Genomic DNA, 20172 nt, shown 5'->3' with positions numbered 1-20172 from the left:
TCCCTTTTCCGGCATGCGAGGCCGTCAATTCAATCGCTGCAGGCGTTTAGATGTTAATCGAATTGAATACGCCAAAACGTGACAAATTTTAACATTCGCCACGTTATTTGCAGGGGATAAGGCGGATTTCAGGCGGGTGTTGAACGTGGGTTTCTGGGCGGGAGTACTCATATGCTAGTGCAAATTTTTTAGTGTGCGATAAGTATTTTAGGCGGGTTGATATTTTTTGGCTGGAATGATTTAACCCTTCTAGTCCTTAAGCTCTAAAAATGCTTATACGTGACTATTTATAATAATCCAGCAACGCGATAGCGGGGGGTGTGTGCTGGGAGATGCTCGCGCGGTCGGCGAGGTAGCGCGCCGGGGGTTGGCCGATGGCCTTGCGGAACATGGTGATAAAGCCGCTGGCGTTTTCATAGCCGAGGTCCAGCGCTACCGTCTGCACGCTTTCGCCTTTGGCCAGGCGCTGCAGCGACAGGATCACATGCAGCTGCCGGCGCCAGCGGCCGAAACTCAGGCCAATCTCCTCCAGCAACAATCGCGTCATGCTGCGTTCGCTCATGCCGATGCGCACGGCCCATTCCCCCAGGGTGGCCTTGTCGCTGGGGTTGGCCAGCAAACTGTCGGCCAGGCGCCTGAGCCGAACGTCCCGTGGCATGGGCAAGTGCAGGGCCTCAACCGGTGCCAGCGCCAGTTCGTCCAGCAGCGTGGCCACCAACCGGCCCTGGGCGCCCTCGGTGTCGTAGAGCGGTGGGAAGCTGACGGCCTTGCTGATCAATTCGTGTAACAACGGTGATACCGCCAGCGTGCAGCATTGCTGTGGCAGGGCACCGGCGGCGTCTGGGTCGACCAGCAGGCAGTACACATCTGCAGCCCCGGAACCGCGTGCGGCATGGGAAAGACCGCCCGGAATCCACAAAGCGCACTGGGGAGGCACGATCCAGATACCTTCTTCGATGACGCAATGGATCACCCCGCGCAACGTGTACATCAACTGACCCTTGCGGTGCTGGTGCGGTGCGTGCTCCCAACTGGCAGAAGTGCTCGAGGCGCTCACCGCGACCACGGCACGGGGAATCGCATCGGCAAGGGCCGGGCGCAATGGGTCACGGGTTTCGAGGCGGTGGTTATACATGGGGGTGTGCGTCGTGGCTGGATTGCGAAACATTCTGGCCATTCTGTGCAATGGCGTCCAGTGATGGCATGGCTATTATGAGAAACATTCTCGTTAAAGGCGCTTCCCATGCAACTCGACAGTTCTACATTCCCTGTGGTGAAAATCGTATTTGACGCCCCCAGCGACACGCCACCGCAAGACACCTTTGTGGCCTTCGAGGCGTTGTTGCAACGCGAAGAGCCCTTCGTACTGCTGCATGAAAAAGCCGTGGACGAAAGCGCTCACGAGCACTCCCACGAAGAGCGCAAACAAGCTTCTATCTGGATGAAGAAGAACAAGGTGGCCCTGCGTGCTTTCGTCAAAGGCATGATCCAGGTAGAGCCCAGCGCGGCCAAACGCCTGGCGCTCAAGCCGTTTGCGGTGATGTTTGGCAAGGCGTGGGGCTACCCGTTATTGGTAGTCGAATCCACGGATCAGGCTTGGGCACTGGCGCGGGACGTGCTGGATACCCAGGTGTCGGATGTGGCGCACTTTTGAGTGGAGAGGGGGGTGTTGCTGAGCTTTTTTTGTTTTCGGTGGCGTTCAAGGGCGCGCATGGCGGGCTGGAAAGAACATCAAACGTAGGAGCTGTCGAGCTTCAGCGAGGCTGCGAAAGCGGTGGGTCAGCCGACCTCAATGTCGCAGAACTGACGCCATCGCAGCCTCGCTAAAGCTCGACAGCTCCCACAAGTGTTCAGGGTTTTCCGGCAGCCATTCGGGTTGACTGGACAAACCTCAGACGTTACCCGGCTTCTTGAACAGATCAACCATCAGCAACAACGCACCCAAAGTGATCGCGATATCCGCAAGATTGAATACGCCTGTATGCAGCGAGCCGACATTCACCACCATGTAATCGACGACATGGCCGTCACGAAAGACCCGGTCGATCAAATTCCCGGCGCCGCCCAGGGCAATCAAAAAAAGCGGCGCGGCTTTGGGCAGGGAATGGTTCCAATTCTTCCAGGCCCAATAACCGGCCCAACACACTACGGCGGCCACACCGACGATAAAGATCAGTTGCTTGACCCGGGTTGGCAAACCAGCGCCGAGGCTGAGGAATGCGCCCGGGTTCAGGCTCAGTTCCAACGCCATGTTCACCGGGCTTGAACCGAATCGTAACGTCGTGGCTTGCAGCGAAAATAGCGCCAGCAGTTTGATCAACTGGTCCAGGGCAATAAAGGCAATGCCCATCAGCACAGCAAAGCTTCGTCCTCTCAAAGCGTCCTGCATCTTCAACATTCCATTCCTTCGTGTGTTTTCGCCTGAATCGGCGGCGGCCAGAAGATATCGCACGGCCTGCGCAGCGTCCATCTTTGCACCAGCAGCCTGCCTGGCCCCGGCGTTTCAGGTATCCTCCGCGCCCCGCTCAACAACTATTCCCAAACCATGCCAGAACACAACATGCAGGCCCTCCTGGAGTCGATCCTCGACGAAGTTCGTCCACTGATCGGCCTCGGCAAGGTCGCCGATTACATTCCCGCATTGGCCGACGTACCGGCGCAGCAACTGGGCATTGCCGTGTATGGCAATGACGGCTCGTTCTATTGCGCGGGCGATGCTCACACCCTGTTCTCCGTGCAGAGCATCTCCAAGGTGTTCAGCCTGGTGCAGGCCATCGACCATGGCGGCGAAAGCATCTGGGAGCGCCTGGGTCACGAACCGTCGGGGCAACCGTTCAACTCCATGGTGCAGCTGGAGTTTGAGCGCGGGCGGCCACGCAATCCGTTTATCAATGCCGGTGCCCTGGTGATCTGCGACATTAACCAATCGCGCTTTGCCGTGCCGATCCTGTCCATGCGCGACTTCGTGCGGCGGCTGTCGGGCAATCCGCAGATTCTGGTCAACAGTGTCGTGGCTGAATCTGAAGCTCAGCACGGTGCGCGCAATGCGGCGATGGCGTATCTGATGAAGTCGTTCGGCAACTTCCACAATGACGTGGATGCAGTGCTGCACAGCTACTTCAACTACTGCGCGTTGCAGATGAGCTGCCTGGATTTGGCCAAGGCGTTTTGCTTTCTGGCGAATGAAGGCGTGTGCACCCACAGCGGCGAGCAGATTCTGACGGCGCGGCAGACCAAGCAAGTGAACTCGATCATGGCCACCAGCGGGCTGTATGACGAGGCGGGGAACTTTGCTTATCGCGTTGGCTTGCCGGGCAAGAGCGGGGTAGGCGGCGGAATTCTCGCGGTAGTGCCGGGGCAGTTTACGGTGTGCGTGTGGTCACCGGAGCTGAATGCGGCGGGCAATTCCCTGGCGGGGATGAAGGCGTTGGAGTTGTTGAGCGAGCGTATCGGATGGTCGGTTTTTTGAAGAGACTTGATCGCTCCCACGCTCTGCGTGGGAGCGCTGCCCTGGACGCTCTGCGTCTGCCTTTGTGACGCGGAGCGTCACAGTCTGCATTCCCACGCGGAGCGTGGGAACGAGCTTAAAATCCGAGCACGTCTCCCTGTCGAGGAGGGTGCTGATACTATCGACGCAATCCCCCATCCGTCAGAGACAATCCATGTTGCCTAATCGCGTGGTCCAGGCCGCCGCCAAGTCGGTGCTGCAGCAGCTCGTTACGCGAATCACGCCACAGTCCACCGAAGCCTCCATCGCCGAAATGGCGACGCAGATGCTTGCGGATTCCGGTTATCCGGAGACCTGGTATTACGACTGCCCGGCCTTCGTGTTGCTGGGTTCGCGCAGTGCGCTTTCGGTGTCGGGACGCGACTATCGGCCCAGTGATGAAGCCGTTGGTTTACACAATCTGATCACGGTGGATTTGAGCCCGAGAGCAGGCAATGTGTGGGGCGACTGTGCCCGCTCTTTCTATGTGGAGGAGGGCGTGTGCCGGGCGGTGCCGGTGGGGGGCGAGTTCAGCAGGGGCTACGAAATCGAGCACCAGCTACACGCGATGATGCGCACATTCGCCCGGCCTGAAACCACGTTCAACGATCTCCACGCGTTCGCCAATGACCTGATCGCATCCGAGGGTTTCGAGAACCTAGATTTCGCTGGCAACGTCGGTCACAGCATCTGCGAACAGCGTGACCGGCGGCTCTACATTGAGGCGGGAAATCACCGACGTCTTGAGGAAGTGGCGTGCTTTACCTTCGAACCGCATATTCGCGAGCGAGGCGGTCGCTGGGGGTATAAACACGAGAATATCTATTTCTTCGGCGACGAGGGTGAGGTCTGCGAGCTTTGACGAGGGCGCCGGTCTCCTTAGGAGACGCGGCGCCTTTGAGTTTTTCGCGAGCAAGCTCGCGCCTACAAGGAGAGGCGATCCAGCAGGCTGTACCACGCCACGCCCGCGCCGATGTAGAAGCGTTGCAAGCCATGCATCGGCAACCGTTGCAAAGGTGTCACCGGGTACGCGAACGCTGAACGGCTGTCACATAAACGTCCCGCCAGTTGCTGGCCCAGGCTGGTACACAACGCAATCCCGCGCCCGTTGCAACCCAGCGCCAGGGTCAAGCCCGGTGCGGGCTCGTGAACGTGAGGCATAAAGTCCCGGGTGATCGCGATCCGTCCTGCCCAGCGGTACTCGAAGTCCAGCTTGCCCAGTTGCGGAAACAACAACGCCAGCGAGCGTTCCAGGTGCGCAAAGTCCGCTGGCCCGGTGGGATCTTCGAACAACCCGCGCCCGCCCATCAGCAGGCGACCATGGGCATCCTTGCGGAAGTACAGCAGCAGGCGCTGCGCGGTTGAGACGGTTTCCTGGCCCGGCAAAATGCTCTCTGCCGCAGGCCCGCTCAAGGGCCGGGTGGCGACGATAAAACTGTTGGCCGCGAGCACACTCTGGGTCATGCCGGGCCACAAGTCGCCGCTGTAGCCGTTGGTGGCCAGCACCACTTGGCCGGCAGACACCTGCGCGCCGCTGGCGGTTTGCAACTTCCAGCCAGCACCCGCCTGTTGCATCGCGGTCACGGCGCTTTGCCCGTGAATGCGTACGCCCGCCGCCTGCGCTGCACGCACCAGGCCCCGAGCATAGGCCAAGGGTTGGATGGCACCGGCGCGACCGTCCAACCAGCCACCGGCAAACGCCTGGCTGCCCATGCGGGTGGACACCGCGCGGGCATCGAGGCGCTGCACCGGTACCCCGCGGCGCTCCCATTGTTCGGCCCGGGCATGCAGGCCCGCCACGCCTTTTTCGGAATAGGAAACCTGCATCCAGCCTTTGCGAGTGGGCGCACAGTCAATGCCATGGCGTTCGATCAGGTTGAACACCAGGTCTGCCGAGTTGGACACCGTGTTGATCAGCGGCTCGGCACGCTCGGCGCCGTACCTCTGCACCAGTTGATCCGGGTCGTATTTGAGCGTCGGGTTGACTTGCCCGCCATTGCGCCCGGACGCACCCCAGCCGGGTTCGTTGGCTTCCAGCACGCACACGCTCACGCCACGTTCCGCCAGGTGCAGGGCCGTGGACAAGCCGGTGTACCCGGCGCCGACGATGGCCACGTCCACCTTCAAGGACTCAGCCAGCGCGGGTGTCGGCGGTGCAGCGGGCGCGGTCGCCGCCCAGAGTGACTTCATGACAGGCTCCGGGTGTTGGCCGTGGGATGCAGCACGCGGCGCAGGAAGTCCTGGGTGCGCGGCTGTTGCGGGTTGCCCAGTACCTGCTCGGCCGGCCCGCTCTCCACGATGTAGCCGCCGTGCAGGAAGCACACGCGGTCGGCCACTTCCCGGGCAAAGCCCATTTCGTGGGTCACCACAATCATGGTCATGCCTTCATCGGCCAGGGTGCGCATCACCTCCAGCACATCGCCCACCAGTTCCGGGTCGAGGGCCGAGGTGGGTTCATCGAACAGCATGGCGTCGGGTTTCATCGCCAGTGCGCGGGCGATGGCCACCCGTTGTTGCTGGCCGCCGGAGAGTTGTTCCGGATAGGCATCGGCCTTGGCCGACAGGCCGACTTTATCCAGCAGCGCCAGGGCTTCTTCCCGGGCCTGTTTCAGCGGTTCGCCTTTGACGTACACCGGGCCTTCCATCACGTTTTCCAGCACGGTGCGATGGGGGAACAGGTTGAAGCGCTGGAACACCATGCCCATACGGCTGCGCAATGCGTGGACGGTCTTGCTGCTGCGCTGCACGGTCTCGCCGAATACGCGGATGGTGCCGCCGTCGTAGGCTTCCAGGGCGTTGATGCAGCGCAGCAGGGTGGATTTGCCCGAGCCGGACGGGCCGATCAGGCACACCACTTCGCCCTTGGCCACGTCCAGGTCGACGCCGTGCAGCACGCGATGGGTGCCGTAGTGTTTTTGCAGTTGGCGAATCTCGATCATGCTTTTTTCCTCCGGCCCAAGTGCTGTTCCATGCGGCGCAGGCCATACACCAGCGGCAGGCTCATCAGCAGGTAGAGCAGGGCGACCAGGGTGTAGACGGTCATGTTCTGGAAGGTGGATGAGGCGATCAGTTGGCCCTGGCGCGTCATCTCGGCCACGGTGATGGTGGACACCAGGGACGAGTCCTTGAGCATCATCACCAGGGTGTTGCCGTAGGGCGGCAAGGCGATGCGAAAGGCCTGGGGCAGGATCACCCGGCGCATCATCAGCACCGAGCGCATCCCCAGGGCTTCGGCGGCTTCACGCTGGCCCTGTTCGACGGCGATGATGCCGGTACGGAAGTTTTCTGCCTGGTACGCCGAGTAGGCGATGCCCATGCCGATCACGCCCGCCTGGAACGCGCTGAGGTGTACGCCCATGTCCGGCAACACGAAGTAGATGTAGAACAGTTGCACGATGATCGGCAGGCCGCGAATCACATTGATCACGGTGCTCGCCGCCCACGACAGCGCGCGGATCGGCGACAGCTTGAGCAACGCCAACACCAGGCCGATGGCGCTGCTGAGCAGGAACGACAACACGGTGATCTGAATCGTCACCCAGGCGCCCTGAAGCAGGATCGGCAGGAAGTCACGGGCGTTTTGCAGGAATTCAGCCGGGTTCATGGCTGCACCTGGGCATCAAGTCCCCACTTCTTGAGGATCGCTTCCAGGGTACCGTCAGCCTTGATGCTGGCGATGGCCTGGTTCAGGCGCGCGAGGGTTTCGCTGTCGCCCTTGCGCACCACCAGGCACACCTCGCCGACGTTCACCGGCTTGTAGTCGGCGGCGAGCTTCACGCCTTTGAACAGCTTCTGGCGGATCTGGTAAGCCACTACCGGCTGGTCACCCACCGCGGCCTTGATGCGGCCCAGGCTCAGGTCGCGGACCATTTCGCCAATGGAGTCGTAGGTGCGGATTTCCTTGAAAATCCCCAGTTTGTTGAGCATGTCGTAGAAGATCGTGCCGGTTTGTACGCCGACCACTTGGCCCTTCAAGGAACTCAGGTCGGTATAGGTTGCGTTGTCGTCCGCACTCACGATCAGGCCTTCGCCGTAGGCGTACACCGGTGCGCTGAAGTCCACCACCTGCGCGCGCTCCGGGGTCTTGAGCATGCCGGCGGCGATGAAGTCGAGCTTGCCGGAAGTCAGGGACGGAATCAGTGCGGCAAAGTTGGTCTGCTCGATTTCGCTGGTGAAACCACCGGCCTTGCCCACGGCATTGGCGACGTCGACCATCACGCCCTGGATGCTGTTGCTCTTGATGTCGAGGAAGGTGAACGGCGAACCGCTGGCCGTTGCACCGACTTTGTACGAGGCCGCACCGGCGGCGTGCACGGTTGCCACGCAAAAGGTGGCGCAGATACCGAAGGCGAGGCGGCGAAACAAGGGCGAAAGACTGTTCATCGGGTTACTCCAGAAGGAAAACGGATCGTCAGTACCGCAAGCGGTTGGAAAGCAAACCGCAAGCTCTATGCCATTTCGATTCAATAAAATCGTTTTTCGGTATAGAAAATAGATAAAATGAACCATTCGTATCGGTATTCGATTTTAAGTGGTCGAATTTGGCAGTTTGGTGTAGAAATATCGCCACGCCTGATCGACCTGACCGCGAGTTCGCCATGTCTGAAGAACGCAATAGCTTGCATAACCAATCCCTGGAAAAAGGCCTGTCGGTGCTCAAGGCATTCAGCGCACAGCGCCGCAGCATGAGCCTTGCAGAGGTGGCCGAGGCCGCCGGCATGACCAAAAGCTCGGCCCAGCGCATGGTGTTTACCCTGGAGAGCCTGGGTTACCTTCGGAAACACTCGCGCACGCGCCATTACCAACTCACACCGCGGGTGCTGGAGTTGGGTTTCAGTTATCTGGATGCGCATTCGTTGATTGAGGTGGCCAACCCGTTCCTCTCGGAATTGACCCGCCTGACCGGAGAAACCTCGTGCCTGACCGAGCCTGCGGGTTACGACATGACCTATATCGCGCGGTTTGTCAGCTCAGGCTTTGTGCCGGTACACATGCCGATTGGCTCGCGGGTGCCGATGTACTGCACGGCGTCGGGCCGGGCGTATTTGAGCGCGTTGCCGCAGGATGAGGCGTTGGCATTGATCGAGAACAGCCAGCGGGTAGCGCATACCAGCCAGACGTTGACTGAGGTCGACAGGATCATGGCGTCGTTGCAGCAGGTGCGCGAACAGGGCTATGCGGTGAATGGCCAGGAGCTGTTCCTGGGCGACATGACCATCGGCGCGCCGGTGCTGGGGGCGAATGGCCGGCCGGTAGCGGCGGTGCATGTGGTGGCGCCCACCAGTCGGTGGAGCAGGGCGGATGCGGAGAAGCAGTTGGCGCCGGCGTTGTTGCAGTGTTCAAGGGCGTTGAGCAATTCGGCGCGCAACCTTGAATAGGTAAGCTATCGAACAAACAACACGGTCAGTGTGGGAGCTGGCTTGCCTGCGATAGCGGTGGGTCAGTTAGCCCATACGGTTCTGACCCACCGCTATCGCAGGCAAGCCAGCTCCCACATTTGATTTTCATTGCTTTGAGGTTTGGGTTGGCCCCAACAAAAAATGCGCCCTTGAGGGCGCATTTTTTTGTTCGGTCAACGATCGCCTATCAGGCAATCGCATCCCAGGCACGGTCACTGTTCTCGTCTTTGATCCGAGTCGGCAAGCCCATCACGTCCAGCGCCTTCAGGAACGGCTCAGCCGGCAGTTCTTCGACGTTGGCCATGTGCTTCACATCCCACTCGCCACGGGCAACCAGCAGCGCTGCGGCTACAGGCGGTACGCCAGCGGTGTAGGAGATGCCCTGGCTGTCGGTCTCGGCAAAGGCTTCTTCGTGGCAGGCCACGTTGTAGATGAACAGCTCGCGTGGCTGGCCATCCTTGGTGCCCTTGACCAGGTCGCCGATGCAGGTCTTGCCGGTGTAGCCCGGTGCCAGCGACGACGGGTCGGGCAGCACGGCCTTGACCAGTTTCAGCGGCACGACTTCCAGGCCTTCGGCGGTGGTGACCGGTTTTTCGGAGAGCAGGCCGAGGTTTTTCAGCACGGTGAACACGTTGATGTAGTGTTCGCCGAAGCTCATCCAGAAACGCACATTGGGCACGTCGAGGTTTTTCGACAGCGAGTGCACTTCATCGTGGCCGGTCAGGTACAGGTTCTGCGAACCGACCACAGGCAGGTCGTCGGTACGTTTGACTTCGAACATGGTGTTGCTGGTCCACTGGCTGTTCTGCCAGCTCCACACCTGTCCGGTGAATTCGCGGAAGTTGATTTCCGGGTCGAAATTGGTGGCGAAATATTTGCCATGGGAGCCGGCATTGACGTCGAGAATGTCGATCGAATCAATGCGGTCGAAATGCTTTTGCTGCGCCAGCGCGGCATACGCGTTGACGACACCCGGGTCGAAGCCCACGCCGAGAATGGCCGTGATGTTCTTCTGTTTGCACTCTTCCAGGTGGTTCCACTCGTAGTTGCCGTACCACGGCGGGGTCTCGCAGACCTTGCCCGGCTCTTCGTGGATGGCGGTGTCGAGGTACGCCACGCCCGTGTCGATGCAGGCACGCAGTACCGACATGTTGAGGAACGCGGAACCGACGTTGATGACGATCTGCGATTCGGTTTCGCGGATCAGTGCCTTGGTCGCTTCCACGTCCAAAGCGTTCAGCGCAAAGGCTTGAATCTGGGCGGGTACCTTGAGGCTACCCTTGGCCTTGACGCTGTCGATGATGGCCTGGCATTTGGAGATGTTGCGCGACGCGATAGCAATACGACCGAGTTCGTCGTTGTGCTGCGCGCACTTGTGGGCCACCACCTTGGCGACACCTCCTGCACCAATGATAAGAACGTTCTTTTTCAATTGCTTTATCTCTCCTTTATCTGTCCGCTTTACGAAAGGCTGGACAGGTAGTCGTCGTAACCAAATTCACGAACCACTTCGACTGTACCGTCGAGTTGTTTCACTACGATGGACGGCATTTTCAGGCCGTTGAACCAGTTTTTCTTGACCATGGTGTAGCCTGCCGTGTCGATGAACGACAGTCGATCGCCGATGGCCAGCGGCTGATCAAATTGGTACTCACCGAAGATGTCCCCGGCCAGGCACGACTTGCCGCACACCATGTAGGTGTGTTCGCCATTGCTTGGCGCCAGCTTGGCGTTGAGGCGATAGATCAGCAGATCCAGCAGGTGGGCTTCGATGGAGCTGTCTACCACGGCGAGGTTCTTGCCGTTGTAGAGGGTGTCGAGCACGGTCACTTCCAGGGAGGCGCTGTTGGTGATCGCCGCTTCGCCGGGTTCCAGGTACACCTGCACGTCGTACTTCTGCGAGAACGCCTTGAGGCGCTGGCAGAAGGCGTCGATGGCATAGCCTTCACCGGTAAAGTGGATGCCGCCGCCGAGGCTGACCCAGTTGACCTTGTGCAGCAGTGCGCCGAAGCGTTCTTCGATGGTGTTGAGCATCTGGTCGAACAGGTTGAAGTCACCGTTCTCGCAGTTGTTGTGGAACATGAAGCCGGAGATCTGCTCGATCACACCTTCGATCTTCACCGGGTCCCACTCGCCGAGACGGCTGAACGGGCGCGCCGGGTCGGCCAGCAGGTAGTCGGAGCTGCTCACTTGCGGGTTGACGCGCAAGCCGCGGGTCTTGCCTTCGCTGCGTTCGGCAAAGCGCTGCAGCTGGCTGATGGAGTTGAAGATGATCTTGTCGCAGTTATCGAGCATCTCTTCGATTTCATCGTCGGCCCAGGCCACGCTGTAGGCGTGAGCTTCACCTTCGAACTTCTGGCGACCCAGCTTCAGCTCGTACAACGACGACGAGGTGGTGCCGTCCATGTATTCCTGCATCAGGTCGAACACCGACCAGGTGGCGAAACACTTGAGGGCCAGCAGAGCCTTGGCGCCGGACTGTTCGCGCACGTAGGCGATCTTCTGCATGTTGACCAGAAGCTTCTGTTTGTCGATGAGGTAGTACGGCGTTTTGATCATTTTCAGAGCCTGCGGCGGTGCCTGCCAAAAAAGGACACGCATTGTGCCCGCACTTGGGACAGATCGAAAGGTTAGTCAGCGGAATTTGCTGGCCCGGTTATAAGCTGGCCTGTGAATATGACAGCCCGTCGGTATGATGAGCCGCTTTGATAACGGACCACGGCTTCGGCGACGAGAGGTGAGAATGGACGCATGGACGCTGCATTGGCTGGAAGCTTCGGGGAGCCTGGCGCAGTTTCGCGCTGAGCTGATCCGTGAATGTGAAGTCGCTTACGGGGCCATTGCGCAGATGATGCCGCCGCCGCGCCTGGACATTCTGATCCAGCGATTGCCGGGGGAGACCCTGCCGGAACTCGGCCTGGTGGGCCGTGCTTATCGCAGCACCCTGTTCAGCATGACCCTTGACCCCGACAACCCGAATTTCCTCGCCAGCCTGCAAAGCGGAGCATTGCGCCGGCACGTGGTGCATGAGGTGCACCATTGCCTGCGCATGACGGGCCCGGGTTATGGCTGGACGCTGGGGGAGGCGATGGTCAGTGAAGGCCTGGCCGGGCAGTTTGTACGACGGGTCCTGGGCAGTGAGCCGGAGTTGTGGGAGCGGGCGCTTGCACCCCAGGAACTGCTGAGTGCACCGGTAGACCGCCAGCTTCTCGAAGCCACGTATTACGACCACAGCGAATGGTTCTTTGGTACCGGCGCACGGCCGAGGTGGCTGGGGTACACGCTGGGCTACCAGATGGTGGAAGCCTGGCTGGCAAAGCAGGGCGACGTGGACGCCGCCACCTGGGTCAACGTGCCCGCCCACGACATACTCGCCAACGCCGCCAAAGAGGGGCTGGTGGCCTGACGCTGAAAAAACACAAAACCACCAAGCAACCCCAATCCCCTGTGGGAGCCGTCGAACTTTAGCGAGGCCGCGAAGGCGGCGGCACAGCCGACAACCAGGTTGCCTGACACACCGCTATGGTGATCGTTCCCACGCTCTGCGTGGGAATGCCGCCTCGGACGCTCTGCGTCCATCGGGCGATGCAAGGTTCAAGTCTTGCGCAGTGGTGACGCGGAGCGTCACGGGACGCATTCCCACGCAGAGCGTGGGAACGATCAGCGTGGGAACAAAAACGCATCTACGCTGACATCAAACCGTCATCTCCCCATCGCCTGACTGCCACATTCCCCCGTTACTGTCCTCGCCAATGAGATCGATCTCAAGCGAGTGACAATGACTGATTTGAAAGACGTAGCGCGGCTGGCCGGCGTATCCCGCGCCACCGCCGCCCGCACCTTTGCCTCCCCGGAACAAGTGCGCCCGGCCACCCGTGAGCAGGTATTCGCCGCCGCCCGCGAGCTGGGTTTCAGGCCCAACCTGCTGGGCCGCCAATTGCGCCTGCAAACCACCAACCTGATCGGCGTGGTGGTGCCCAACCTGCTTAACCCGGTGTTCGCCGAGCAGTTTCAGGCCATGGAACGCGCCGCACGACTGCGCGGCTATAACCTGTTGCTGGCGACCACCGACTACAGCGCCGAGCGCGAAAGCAGTGTGGTGGAAGAGCTGCTGCGCCAGCGCGTCGATGGTTTGGTGCTGACCGTCACCGACGCCGAAAGCAACAGCGTGCTCCACAGCCTGGCCACGGAAGAAACGCCGTTCGTGCTGGCCTACCACCAACCTGACAACCCCAACTACAGCGCCGTCTCGGTGGACAACCGCGCCGGCATGGCCCTCGCGACCCGTTATCTGCTGGAGGCGGGCCATCGCCGGATCGCCATGGTCGCCGGACCCGCGTTGCAATCCGACCGGGCCCGCCTGCGTTATGCCGGGTATTGCGATGCCATGGGCGAGTACGGTCTCGATAGCCAACCGGTGATCGAAATGCCGGCCCACACCCAAGCCGAGTTCGCCGCCATCGAACCCTTCCTGCAAGGCCCGCAAGCCCCCACAGCACTGGTCTGCTCCAACGATTTTCTCGCCATCAGCCTGATCGCCGAACTGCGCCGCCACGCCTGGAACGTGCCCGAACAACTCTCGGTGATGGGGTTTGACGGTATTTCCCTGGGCACCCAGATGCACCCGACGCTGTGCAGCGTGGTGCAGCCCATCGCGCTGTTGGCCAGCACCGTGATCGACCAACTGCTGGCGCAAATCGCCGGCAACGCACCGACTTCCCACTGCCTGCCGTGCCATGTCCGGCCGGGCGAAAGTACCCAACCCCATAAAGGAGACGCTTGATGCGCATGCTCAGTAAAACCCTGGCGGCATTGCTGCTGTGCGGCACGGCCAGCCTGGCCCAGGCCGCGGACACCGCGATTTGCTACAACTGCCCGCCAGACTGGGCGGACTGGGGCACGCAACTCAAGGCCATCGCAGCGACCACCGGCGTGCAGGTGCCGCTGGATAACAAGAACTCCGGCCAGTCCCTGGCGCAGTTGGTGGCCGAGAAAGCCGCGCCGGTGGCCGATGTCGTCTACTACGGCGTGACGTTCGGCCTGCAAGCGCAGAAGGCCGAAGTGGTGGAGGGCTATAAACCCAAAGGCTGGGAGCAGATTCCCGCCGGCCTGAAAGACCCGGATGGCCAGTGGTTCGCAATTCACTCCGGCACCCTGGGCATCATGGTCAATGTCGATGCCCTGGGCGGGCTGCCGGTGCCGCAAAGCTGGGCCGACCTGCTCAAGCCTGAGTACAAAGGCATGGTCGGTTACCTCGATCCGTCCAGCGCTTTCGTCGGCTACGTCTCGGCGGTGGCGATCAACCGCGCCATGGGCGGCGACCTCGATAACTTCGCCCCGGCCATCGACTACTTCCAGAAGCTGGCGAAAAACGCCCCCATCGTGCCCAAGCAAACCGCCTATGCGCGGGTGCTCTCCGGCGAGTTGCCGATCCTGGTGGACTACGACTTCAACGCCTACCGCGCCCGCTACAAGGACAACGCCAACGTCGCCTTCGTGATTCCCAAGGAAGGCAGCATCAGCGTGCCGTACGTGATGAGCCTGGTGGCGAACGCACCGCATCGCGCCAACGGTGAAAAGGTCCTGGACTTCGTTCTGTCCGATGCGGGCCAGGCGCTCTGGGCCAAGGCCTACCTGCGCCCAGTCCGTCCCGTGAAGATGCCGGCGGACGTCGCCGCGCAGTTTCTGCCGGACAGCGACTACGCCCGGGCCGGCGTGGTGGATTACCAAAAAATGGCCGCCGTGCAGGAAGCCTTCGCCGCGCGTTACCTGAGTGAGGTCAAGTAAGTGAAGGCACTCTTGCGGCCAAATCCCGCCTGGGCGCTGGCCCCGGCGTTTGCGGTGCTGCTCGCGTTCTGGTTGTTGCCGCTGGCGCACCTGATGGTGCTGGGCGGTGAAAGCCGCGACAGCCACGGCAGCGGTTACTGGCAGGTCCTGAGCAGCGCGCAATACCTGGGCAGCCTGGCGCAAACCTGCGTGCTCGCGGTGCTGGTGACGTTGGCGGCGCTGCTGGTGGGCGGCATTGCGGGCGTGTTTCTCGCCCGCCAGCAATTCTTCGGACGTTCGGCGCTGGTGGCGTTGTTGACGTTTCCCCTGGCGTTCCCCGGTGTGGTGGTGGGCTTCCTGGTGATCCTGCTGGCAGGTCGACAAGGCTTGTTCGCGGCACTCGGGCTTCAGTTGGCCGGTGAGCGCTGGATCTTTGCCTATTCGCTGGCGGGGTTGTTTGTCGGCTACCTGTACTTCTCGATTCCTCGGGTGATTCTCACGGTGATGGCAGCCTGTGAAAGCCTCGACCGCAGCCTCGAGGAAGCCGCCCATTCACTGGGGGCCGGGCATTGGCGGGTGGTGTGCGACGTGATCGTGCCGGGCCTGGCGCCGGCGCTGGCCTCCTGCGGGGCGATCTGTTTTGCCACGTCCATGGGCGCCTTCGGCACGGCGTTCACCCTGGGCACGCGGCTGAACGTGACGCCCGTCGCTATCTATAACGTGTTCACCAACTACGCCAATTTTGCGGTAGCCGCGGCACTCTCCGTGGTGCTCGGCGTGGTGACCTGGGCCGTGTTGTTACTGACGCGGCGTCTGGTGAAAAACGCGGGGACCGTCCTGTGAAGCGCTCATCGCTGTTTGTCATCCAGTTGCTGTTTACCTTGCTGGTCTGCGCCTTCATGTTGGTGCCGGTGTTGATGTCATTGCTGGCGGGGCTGACGCGCAACTTCTTCGTCGGCCTGTCCAGCGGCCTGACGTTCGACTGGTTGATCCAGGTCTGGCAGGCCTACTCGCCGACGGTCTGGCTCTCACTGCAACTGGCCCTGGCCTGCGCGGTGTGTGTCTGTGTGATCGGTGTGCCGGCGGCATACGCCCTTGTGCGCATGAACAACCGCTTCAGCCGCGCCTTCGAGGAATTGATGGTGCTGCCGGTGGCCATGCCTGGCCTGGCAAGTGCCCTGGCGTTGTTGCTGACCTACGGCCAGTTCGGCGGGTTTCGCAGCAGCTGGTTGTTCATCCTGGTGGGGCACGTGTTGTTCACCTTGCCGTTCCTGGTGCGCCCGGTGATGGCGGTGATGCAACGCCAGCAGTTGCCGGTGCTGGAAGAGGCCGCTGCGAGTCTGGGGGCCGGTCCCCTGCGACGCTTCTTCAGTGTGGTGGTGCCCAACTGCCGGGCGGGGATTCTCGCCGGGGTGTTGATGGTCGTGACCCTGTCCCTGGGCGAGTTCAACCTGACTTGGATGCTCCACACGCCGATGACCAAGACCTTGCCCGTCGGCCTCGCCGACAGCTACGCCTCGGCCCGCCTGGAAATCGCCAGCGCCTACACCCTTATCTTTTTGCTGATGATCGTGCCGCTGCTGATTGCGTTGCAGGCCATCAGCGCTCGTCTGTCCCGTGGAGAGCGTCGATGACCGCTATCACCATTCGCCTGAAGGGTTGCCGCAAGGCATTCGCCGACGGCACCGTTGCCGTGCAGAACCTCGACCTGACCATCGAGGGCGGCGAAACCCTGGCCATTCTCGGCCCGTCCGGTTGCGGCAAAACCACCACCTTGCGTTTGATCGCCGGCCTTGAGCGTCCCGATGCAGGCCAGGTTTTTTTCGGTGACACCGACGTCACGCGCCTGCCCATCGAGCGGCGTGATGTGGGTATGGTGTTCCAGAATTACGCGTTGTTTCCCAACCTGGATGTGGCCGGCAATATCGTCTACGGCCTGAAAATTCGCGGCGTCGCGCCGACAGAGCGCAACAAGCGCTGTGACGAACTGCTGGAGCTGGTGGGCCTGCAGAACCATGGCAAGCGCAGCATCCATGAGCTGTCGGGCGGCCAGCGCCAGCGTGTGGCACTGGCCCGCGCCTTGGCGCCTCGGCCCAAAGTACTGTTGCTGGATGAACCGTTGGCCGCCCTCGATGCACAGTTGCGTGAGCGCCTGCGCAGTGAGCTGGATCAGCTGTTGCGCGGCCTCGGCATCACTTCGGTGTTCGTCACCCACGATCAGGGCGAAGCCATGGCCCTGGGAGATCGCATCCTGGTGATGGAGCAGGGGCGTATCGCGCAACTGGCCAGCCCGCGGGAGATCTACCAGCAGCCGGCCAACGCGTTTGTTGCAGGCTTTGTGGGCAACCTGAATGCCTTTTCGGTGGTGGATCGCACGGCCCATGGCTTGAAAGTGTGCGGCGGCGAACTGCCGTGGCACGAGCCTCATCTGCCGGCCACCGTGTACTGCCGCCCCGAGCACCTGCGGGTGATGGAGAGCGAAGGGCACCTGCACGGGCATTTGCTGGCGCAGTTTTTCCAGGGCGCGCAAAGCCGCCTGCTGGTGGATGTCGGCGGCCCGCAACCGTTGCTGGTGGACAGCAGCGACAACCAGCTTCACGCCGTCGGCGCGCCGATTGCCCTGGCCATCGCCCCACACAAGCTGTTCACCCTGCATGCCTGACTTCAGAGAGCCTATTTTGAACCGTCCGTTTCTTGTTGCGCAGATCAGCGATCTGCACCTTAAAGCCGGCCAGCGCCTGACTTACGGCGTGGTCGACACCCTCGGTGCATTGCGCCGTGCCGTCGACCACCTGAACGCCAGTTACCCACGGCCCGATATCGTGGTGATCAGCGGCGACCTGGTGGACTTCGGTCGCGCCGATGAATACGCCGTGCTGCACCCCGAACTGGCCCGTTTGCAGATGCCTTGCTACCTCGTGCCGGGCAATCACGACAACCGCCAGCATTTGCTCGACGCCTTTGGTGATCACCGCTATTTGCCGGCGAGCGCCGACGGGCCGCTGGACTGGGTGGTGGACGACTATCCGGTGCGGCTGATCGGCCTGGATTCGACGATTCCCGATGCCCATGGCGGCCAGCTGCTGGACAGCCAATTGCAGTGGCTTGATGAGCAACTGGCGCTGCAGCCGAACGTGCCGACCCTGCTGATTTTGCATCACCCGCCGTTTATCAGCGGCATCGGCCATATGGACCGCGAGCCATTCGTCAACGCCGCTGCGCTGGAAAAGATCATCGCCCGTCACCCTCAGGTGGAACGCCTGCTGTGTGGGCATTTGCACCGGCCGATGCAGCGCCGTTTCGGCGGCAGTGTGAGCTGCGTATGCCCGGGCACATCCCATCAAATCGTGCTGGATCTACAGGAGGCTGCTCCAGCGCATTTCAACCTGGAACCGGCGGGTTACCTCTTGCACCGCTGGGATGAACAGCAAGGGTTGGTCAGCCACAACGGCGTATTCGGGGACTATCCGGGGCCGTATCCGTTTTATGACGCTCATGGATTGATTGACTGAAGTTTCCCGGAGGTCCATCTCGCCCAAGTTAATACCCGAGCACTTCTGAACAGTTGTTAACGCACCGGCCAACCGAAGTTTGGCCGAGTGCTTCCTGCTGCCTTTTTTATGCGCCCGCAACAGTGATTGCGCGCCGGAGTTCGTCCTGATGAAAGCCACACTACATGTATTAAGCGTATTGACCGGCGGCCTGGGCATGGCCCTGAGTCCCTTGGCTTCTGCTGATTTCCTGGGGGACAGCAAAGCCAACTTGAGCATGCGTAACTTTTACTTCAACAACGACAACCGCGACGGCGCCGCTGCACCGTCGAAGACCGAAGAGTGGGGCCAGGCGTTCATCCTCAACTACCAGTCGGGTTTCACCGACGGCACCCTCGGCTTTGGCCTGGACGCCATCGGCATGCTCGGCGTGACCCTCGACAGCAGCGCGGCGAAGCATGTCGGCAGCTCGATGATTCCCACCGATGATGGCAAGGCTGCGGACGATTGGGCCCGTGGCGGCGTGACCGCGAAGGCGCGCTTTGCCAAGACCGAGCTGCGCTACGGCTACCTGCGCCCCAACCTGCCGATCCTGGTGAGCAACGACGGCCGGCTGTTGCCGCAGTCGTTTGAAGGCGGCCAAGTCACCAGCAACGACATCGACAACCTGACCCTGATTGGCGGCCAGCTTGAGCATACGACGGGTCGCGGTTCCAGCGACGCCAGCGGCCTGGCGGTGGCCGGTGCGACCCAGGAAAGCAACAAGTTCACCTACGGCGGCGCCGACTACAACCTGACCAAGAACCTCTTGGTGCAGTACTACTACGCCAACCTTGAAGACTATTACCAACAGCACTTCGCCGGCCTGGTGCACGTATTGCCGATGGGCGACTACGGCTCGCTGAAAACCGACTTGCGTTACTTCAAGACCACCTCCGACGGCAAGAACGCAAGTGCCGCCGGGCGTGCCGATGGCTATAAGTTTGGCGGCTATACCAAGGGTGGAACCGGGGAGATCGATAACGACACCTGGAGCGCCGCGTTCATCTATTCCCTGGGGCCCCATGCGATCACAGCGGGCTACCAACGCGTGTCCGACGACAGCAACTTCGCCCAACTCAACCAGGGCGGCCTGGTGGGCAAAGGCGAGGCGGGCCCGAGTCTGTACCTGTACACCGACCGAACCATCCAGACCTTCATCCAGGCTGGTGAGCGTACCGCTTTTGCCCAGTACGCCTACGACTTTGCGGCGCTGGGCGTACCCGGTTTGAAGGCCTCGGTGATGTACCTCAAGGGCGACCATATCCTCACCACCAACGGCAACGATGGCAGCGAGTGGGAGCGGGATATTTCGCTGGATTATGTGGTGCAGAGCGGCACGTTCAAGAACGTCGGGTTCGGCTGGCGCAACGGCATGTCCCGCAGCGAAGTGGCACGGGATCAGGACCAGAACCGGGTGTTTGTGAACTACTCGATTCCGTTGATGTAAATCCTGAAGTCCATGTACCAGCCCTTGCGGCGAGGGCTGGTGCGTTTATAGCGACTTCATGTGCGTTGCATGCTCATCCTGTATCGACTCAAACCCGCAGCGCAGATAAAAGGCGGCGCCTTCGTGGGTGTCGGTAGACAGGCGCACAACACGGAACTGCTGCGCAGCGCGTTCCAGCAGTTGGCCCACCAACGCCTTGCCTACATGCCGTTCCCTCGAAGCCCGTGCGACGTACACCCGGCGCAGCCTGCCAACCTCCGGACCGGCGTAAGGGTCATAGGACAGCCCGCCAACGGCGATCAACTGCTCGTTGCTGAATACGCCCAAAAGACATTCGCCTGGCTGGTCGAACCGGTTGGCGCCGCTGTGCCACTCTGCAACGAGTCGCGTGAGAAACCTGAACCCTTCGGCGACGGCTTCTGCTTCCAGTATCAGGATCTCTTCCGGCAACGCCGAGAGGGCGCGTATCGACAAACCGTCCGTTGATCTATCCACTGTATTGACTCAATTCCCTGTTCAATGCAGCGACTATAACGCTCT

The 20172-nt window shown here is 61.2% G+C and carries 20 protein-coding genes and 1 pseudogene; 12 read left to right on the top strand and 9 right to left on the bottom strand.

What is annotated here, in order from left to right; all coding sequences use genetic code 11:
- Positions 1–283: 283 nt before the first annotated feature.
- Entirely contained in the window at positions 284–1135 is an 852-nt protein-coding gene (locus tag BLU46_RS02095) for an AraC family transcriptional regulator (RefSeq protein ID WP_063033996.1), read from the bottom strand.
- A 108-nt stretch (positions 1136–1243) separates the two neighbouring features.
- Between BLU46_RS02095 and BLU46_RS02090 the strand changes: the two genes are divergently transcribed.
- Positions 1244–1654, top strand: coding sequence for a hypothetical protein (locus tag BLU46_RS02090; RefSeq protein ID WP_063030957.1), 411 nt, complete (start codon positions 1244–1246; stop codon positions 1652–1654).
- 237 nt (positions 1655–1891) lie between these two features.
- On the opposite strand, the gene BLU46_RS02085 is transcribed toward BLU46_RS02090, so the two are convergent.
- A complete protein-coding gene (locus tag BLU46_RS02085; RefSeq protein WP_408003260.1) occupies positions 1892–2470 on the bottom strand; it encodes a signal peptidase II in 579 nt (192 codons plus the stop codon).
- Between the two features lie 90 nt (positions 2471–2560).
- On the opposite strand from BLU46_RS02085, the gene glsB reads away from it, so the two are divergent.
- The gene (gene glsB, locus BLU46_RS02080; protein WP_010171887.1) at positions 2561–3469 is read left to right on the top strand and encodes a glutaminase B; all 909 of its coding nucleotides are present in this window, start codon (positions 2561–2563) and stop codon (positions 3467–3469) included.
- Between the two features lie 193 nt (positions 3470–3662).
- The gene (locus BLU46_RS02075) at positions 3663–4349 is read left to right on the top strand and encodes a M24 family metallopeptidase (RefSeq protein ID WP_093197900.1); all 687 of its coding nucleotides are present in this window, start codon (positions 3663–3665) and stop codon (positions 4347–4349) included.
- A 62-nt stretch (positions 4350–4411) separates the two neighbouring features.
- Here the strand turns inward: BLU46_RS02075 and BLU46_RS02070 are convergent, their stop codons facing one another.
- The 4 genes from BLU46_RS02070 to BLU46_RS02055 are packed head-to-tail and all read right to left on the bottom strand — an operon-like array spanning position 4412 to position 7870.
- Positions 4412–5677, bottom strand: a complete 1266-nt coding sequence (locus tag BLU46_RS02070; RefSeq protein WP_093197896.1) for an NAD(P)/FAD-dependent oxidoreductase — start codon at positions 5675–5677, stop codon at positions 4412–4414.
- Positions 5674–6426 (bottom strand): amino acid ABC transporter ATP-binding protein, encoded by a 753-nt coding sequence (locus BLU46_RS02065; RefSeq protein ID WP_063030951.1) that lies wholly within the window; start codon positions 6424–6426, stop codon positions 5674–5676. Before BLU46_RS02065 ends, BLU46_RS02070 begins: the two co-directional genes overlap by 4 nt.
- The gene (gene ehuD / locus BLU46_RS02060; RefSeq protein WP_017475082.1) at positions 6423–7091 is read right to left on the bottom strand and encodes an ectoine/hydroxyectoine ABC transporter permease subunit EhuD; all 669 of its coding nucleotides are present in this window, start codon (positions 7089–7091) and stop codon (positions 6423–6425) included. Before ehuD ends, BLU46_RS02065 begins: the two co-directional genes overlap by 4 nt.
- Positions 7088–7870 (bottom strand): ABC transporter substrate-binding protein, encoded by a 783-nt coding sequence (locus BLU46_RS02055; protein ID WP_093197892.1) that lies wholly within the window; start codon positions 7868–7870, stop codon positions 7088–7090. The genes ehuD and BLU46_RS02055 overlap by 4 nt, the downstream gene beginning before the upstream one ends.
- Positions 7871–8085: 215 nt before the next feature.
- Here BLU46_RS02055 and BLU46_RS02050 point away from each other — a divergent pair, with 215 nt between their 5' ends.
- Positions 8086–8865 carry an IclR family transcriptional regulator gene (locus BLU46_RS02050; protein ID WP_093197888.1) on the top strand — a complete coding sequence of 260 codons (780 nt, stop codon included), beginning with the start codon at positions 8086–8088 and terminating at the stop codon, positions 8863–8865.
- A gap of 208 nt (positions 8866–9073) precedes the next feature.
- Here BLU46_RS02050 and BLU46_RS02045 read toward each other — a convergent pair whose 3' ends face one another.
- Positions 9074–10318 carry a saccharopine dehydrogenase family protein gene (locus BLU46_RS02045; RefSeq protein ID WP_093197886.1) on the bottom strand — a complete coding sequence of 415 codons (1245 nt, stop codon included), beginning with the start codon at positions 10316–10318 and terminating at the stop codon, positions 9074–9076.
- A gap of 29 nt (positions 10319–10347) precedes the next feature.
- Positions 10348–11445: a carboxynorspermidine decarboxylase gene (locus tag BLU46_RS02040; protein ID WP_003211413.1), complete on the bottom strand. Its 1098-nt coding sequence runs from the start codon at positions 11443–11445 to the stop codon at positions 10348–10350.
- Positions 11446–11629: 184 nt separating this feature from the next.
- Here BLU46_RS02040 and BLU46_RS02035 point away from each other — a divergent pair, with 184 nt between their 5' ends.
- The 8 genes and pseudogenes from BLU46_RS02035 to BLU46_RS02000 all read left to right on the top strand — a co-directional run bounded on the left by BLU46_RS02035 (position 11630) and on the right by BLU46_RS02000 (position 19632).
- Positions 11630–12292 carry a DUF2268 domain-containing putative Zn-dependent protease gene (locus BLU46_RS02035; RefSeq protein ID WP_093197883.1) on the top strand — a complete coding sequence of 221 codons (663 nt, stop codon included), beginning with the start codon at positions 11630–11632 and terminating at the stop codon, positions 12290–12292.
- 372 nt (positions 12293–12664) lie between these two features.
- A pseudogene (locus tag BLU46_RS02030) lies at positions 12665–13685 on the top strand (LacI family DNA-binding transcriptional regulator).
- Entirely contained in the window at positions 13669–14673 is a 1005-nt protein-coding gene (locus tag BLU46_RS02025; protein ID WP_093197878.1) for an ABC transporter substrate-binding protein, read from the top strand. The pseudogene BLU46_RS02030 and the gene BLU46_RS02025 overlap by 17 nt, the downstream one beginning before the upstream one ends.
- Complete coding sequence (locus tag BLU46_RS02020) at positions 14674–15495, top strand: ABC transporter permease (RefSeq protein WP_093197874.1); 822 nt, start codon at positions 14674–14676, stop codon at positions 15493–15495. It begins immediately after the preceding gene.
- A complete protein-coding gene (locus tag BLU46_RS02015) occupies positions 15492–16286 on the top strand; it encodes an ABC transporter permease (RefSeq protein WP_017475090.1) in 795 nt (264 codons plus the stop codon). The genes BLU46_RS02020 and BLU46_RS02015 overlap by 4 nt, the downstream gene beginning before the upstream one ends.
- Positions 16283–17314 carry an ABC transporter ATP-binding protein gene (locus tag BLU46_RS02010; RefSeq protein ID WP_063030939.1) on the top strand — a complete coding sequence of 344 codons (1032 nt, stop codon included), beginning with the start codon at positions 16283–16285 and terminating at the stop codon, positions 17312–17314. The genes BLU46_RS02015 and BLU46_RS02010 overlap by 4 nt, the downstream gene beginning before the upstream one ends.
- A gap of 16 nt (positions 17315–17330) precedes the next feature.
- The gene (locus tag BLU46_RS02005) at positions 17331–18164 is read left to right on the top strand and encodes a phosphodiesterase (RefSeq protein ID WP_093197871.1); all 834 of its coding nucleotides are present in this window, start codon (positions 17331–17333) and stop codon (positions 18162–18164) included.
- A gap of 148 nt (positions 18165–18312) precedes the next feature.
- Positions 18313–19632, top strand: a complete 1320-nt coding sequence (locus tag BLU46_RS02000) for an OprD family porin (protein WP_093197866.1) — start codon at positions 18313–18315, stop codon at positions 19630–19632.
- 45 nt (positions 19633–19677) lie between these two features.
- Here BLU46_RS02000 and BLU46_RS01995 read toward each other — a convergent pair whose 3' ends face one another.
- On the bottom strand, positions 19678–20127 hold the full coding sequence (locus tag BLU46_RS01995) for a GNAT family N-acetyltransferase (protein ID WP_093197861.1): 450 nt from the start codon (positions 20125–20127) through the stop codon (positions 19678–19680).
- Positions 20128–20172: the final 45 nt, after the last annotated feature.

The organism is Pseudomonas yamanorum, assembly GCF_900105735.1.
In the GTDB taxonomy this organism is placed as follows: Bacteria; Pseudomonadota; Gammaproteobacteria; order Pseudomonadales; family Pseudomonadaceae; genus Aquipseudomonas; species Aquipseudomonas yamanorum.
Note: the sequence above shows the minus strand (reverse complement) of the source record. Positions and strands in the feature narration are given on the sequence as shown.

Excerpts from the sequence above, each read along its gene's own strand:
- BLU46_RS02095 (WP_063033996.1), bottom strand. The coding sequence starts at position 1,135 with ATGTATAACCACCGCCTCGAAACCCGTGACCCATTGCGCCCGGCCCTT.
- BLU46_RS02090 (WP_063030957.1), top strand. The coding sequence starts at position 1,244 with ATGCAACTCGACAGTTCTACATTCCCTGTGGTGAAAATCGTATTTGAC.
- BLU46_RS02085 (WP_408003260.1), bottom strand. The coding sequence starts at position 2,470 with ATGGACGCTGCGCAGGCCGTGCGATATCTTCTGGCCGCCGCCGATTCA.
- glsB (WP_010171887.1), top strand. The coding sequence starts at position 2,561 with ATGCAGGCCCTCCTGGAGTCGATCCTCGACGAAGTTCGTCCACTGATC.
- BLU46_RS02075 (WP_093197900.1), top strand. The coding sequence starts at position 3,663 with ATGTTGCCTAATCGCGTGGTCCAGGCCGCCGCCAAGTCGGTGCTGCAG.
- BLU46_RS02070 (WP_093197896.1), bottom strand. The coding sequence starts at position 5,677 with ATGAAGTCACTCTGGGCGGCGACCGCGCCCGCTGCACCGCCGACACCC.
- BLU46_RS02065 (WP_063030951.1), bottom strand. The coding sequence starts at position 6,426 with ATGATCGAGATTCGCCAACTGCAAAAACACTACGGCACCCATCGCGTG.
- ehuD (WP_017475082.1), bottom strand. The coding sequence starts at position 7,091 with ATGAACCCGGCTGAATTCCTGCAAAACGCCCGTGACTTCCTGCCGATC.
- BLU46_RS02055 (WP_093197892.1), bottom strand. The coding sequence starts at position 7,870 with ATGAACAGTCTTTCGCCCTTGTTTCGCCGCCTCGCCTTCGGTATCTGC.
- BLU46_RS02050 (WP_093197888.1), top strand. The coding sequence starts at position 8,086 with ATGTCTGAAGAACGCAATAGCTTGCATAACCAATCCCTGGAAAAAGGC.
- BLU46_RS02040 (WP_003211413.1), bottom strand. The coding sequence starts at position 11,445 with ATGATCAAAACGCCGTACTACCTCATCGACAAACAGAAGCTTCTGGTC.
- BLU46_RS02035 (WP_093197883.1), top strand. The coding sequence starts at position 11,630 with ATGGACGCATGGACGCTGCATTGGCTGGAAGCTTCGGGGAGCCTGGCG.
- BLU46_RS02025 (WP_093197878.1), top strand. The coding sequence starts at position 13,669 with ATGCGCATGCTCAGTAAAACCCTGGCGGCATTGCTGCTGTGCGGCACG.
- BLU46_RS02010 (WP_063030939.1), top strand. The coding sequence starts at position 16,283 with ATGACCGCTATCACCATTCGCCTGAAGGGTTGCCGCAAGGCATTCGCC.
- BLU46_RS02000 (WP_093197866.1), top strand. The coding sequence starts at position 18,313 with ATGAAAGCCACACTACATGTATTAAGCGTATTGACCGGCGGCCTGGGC.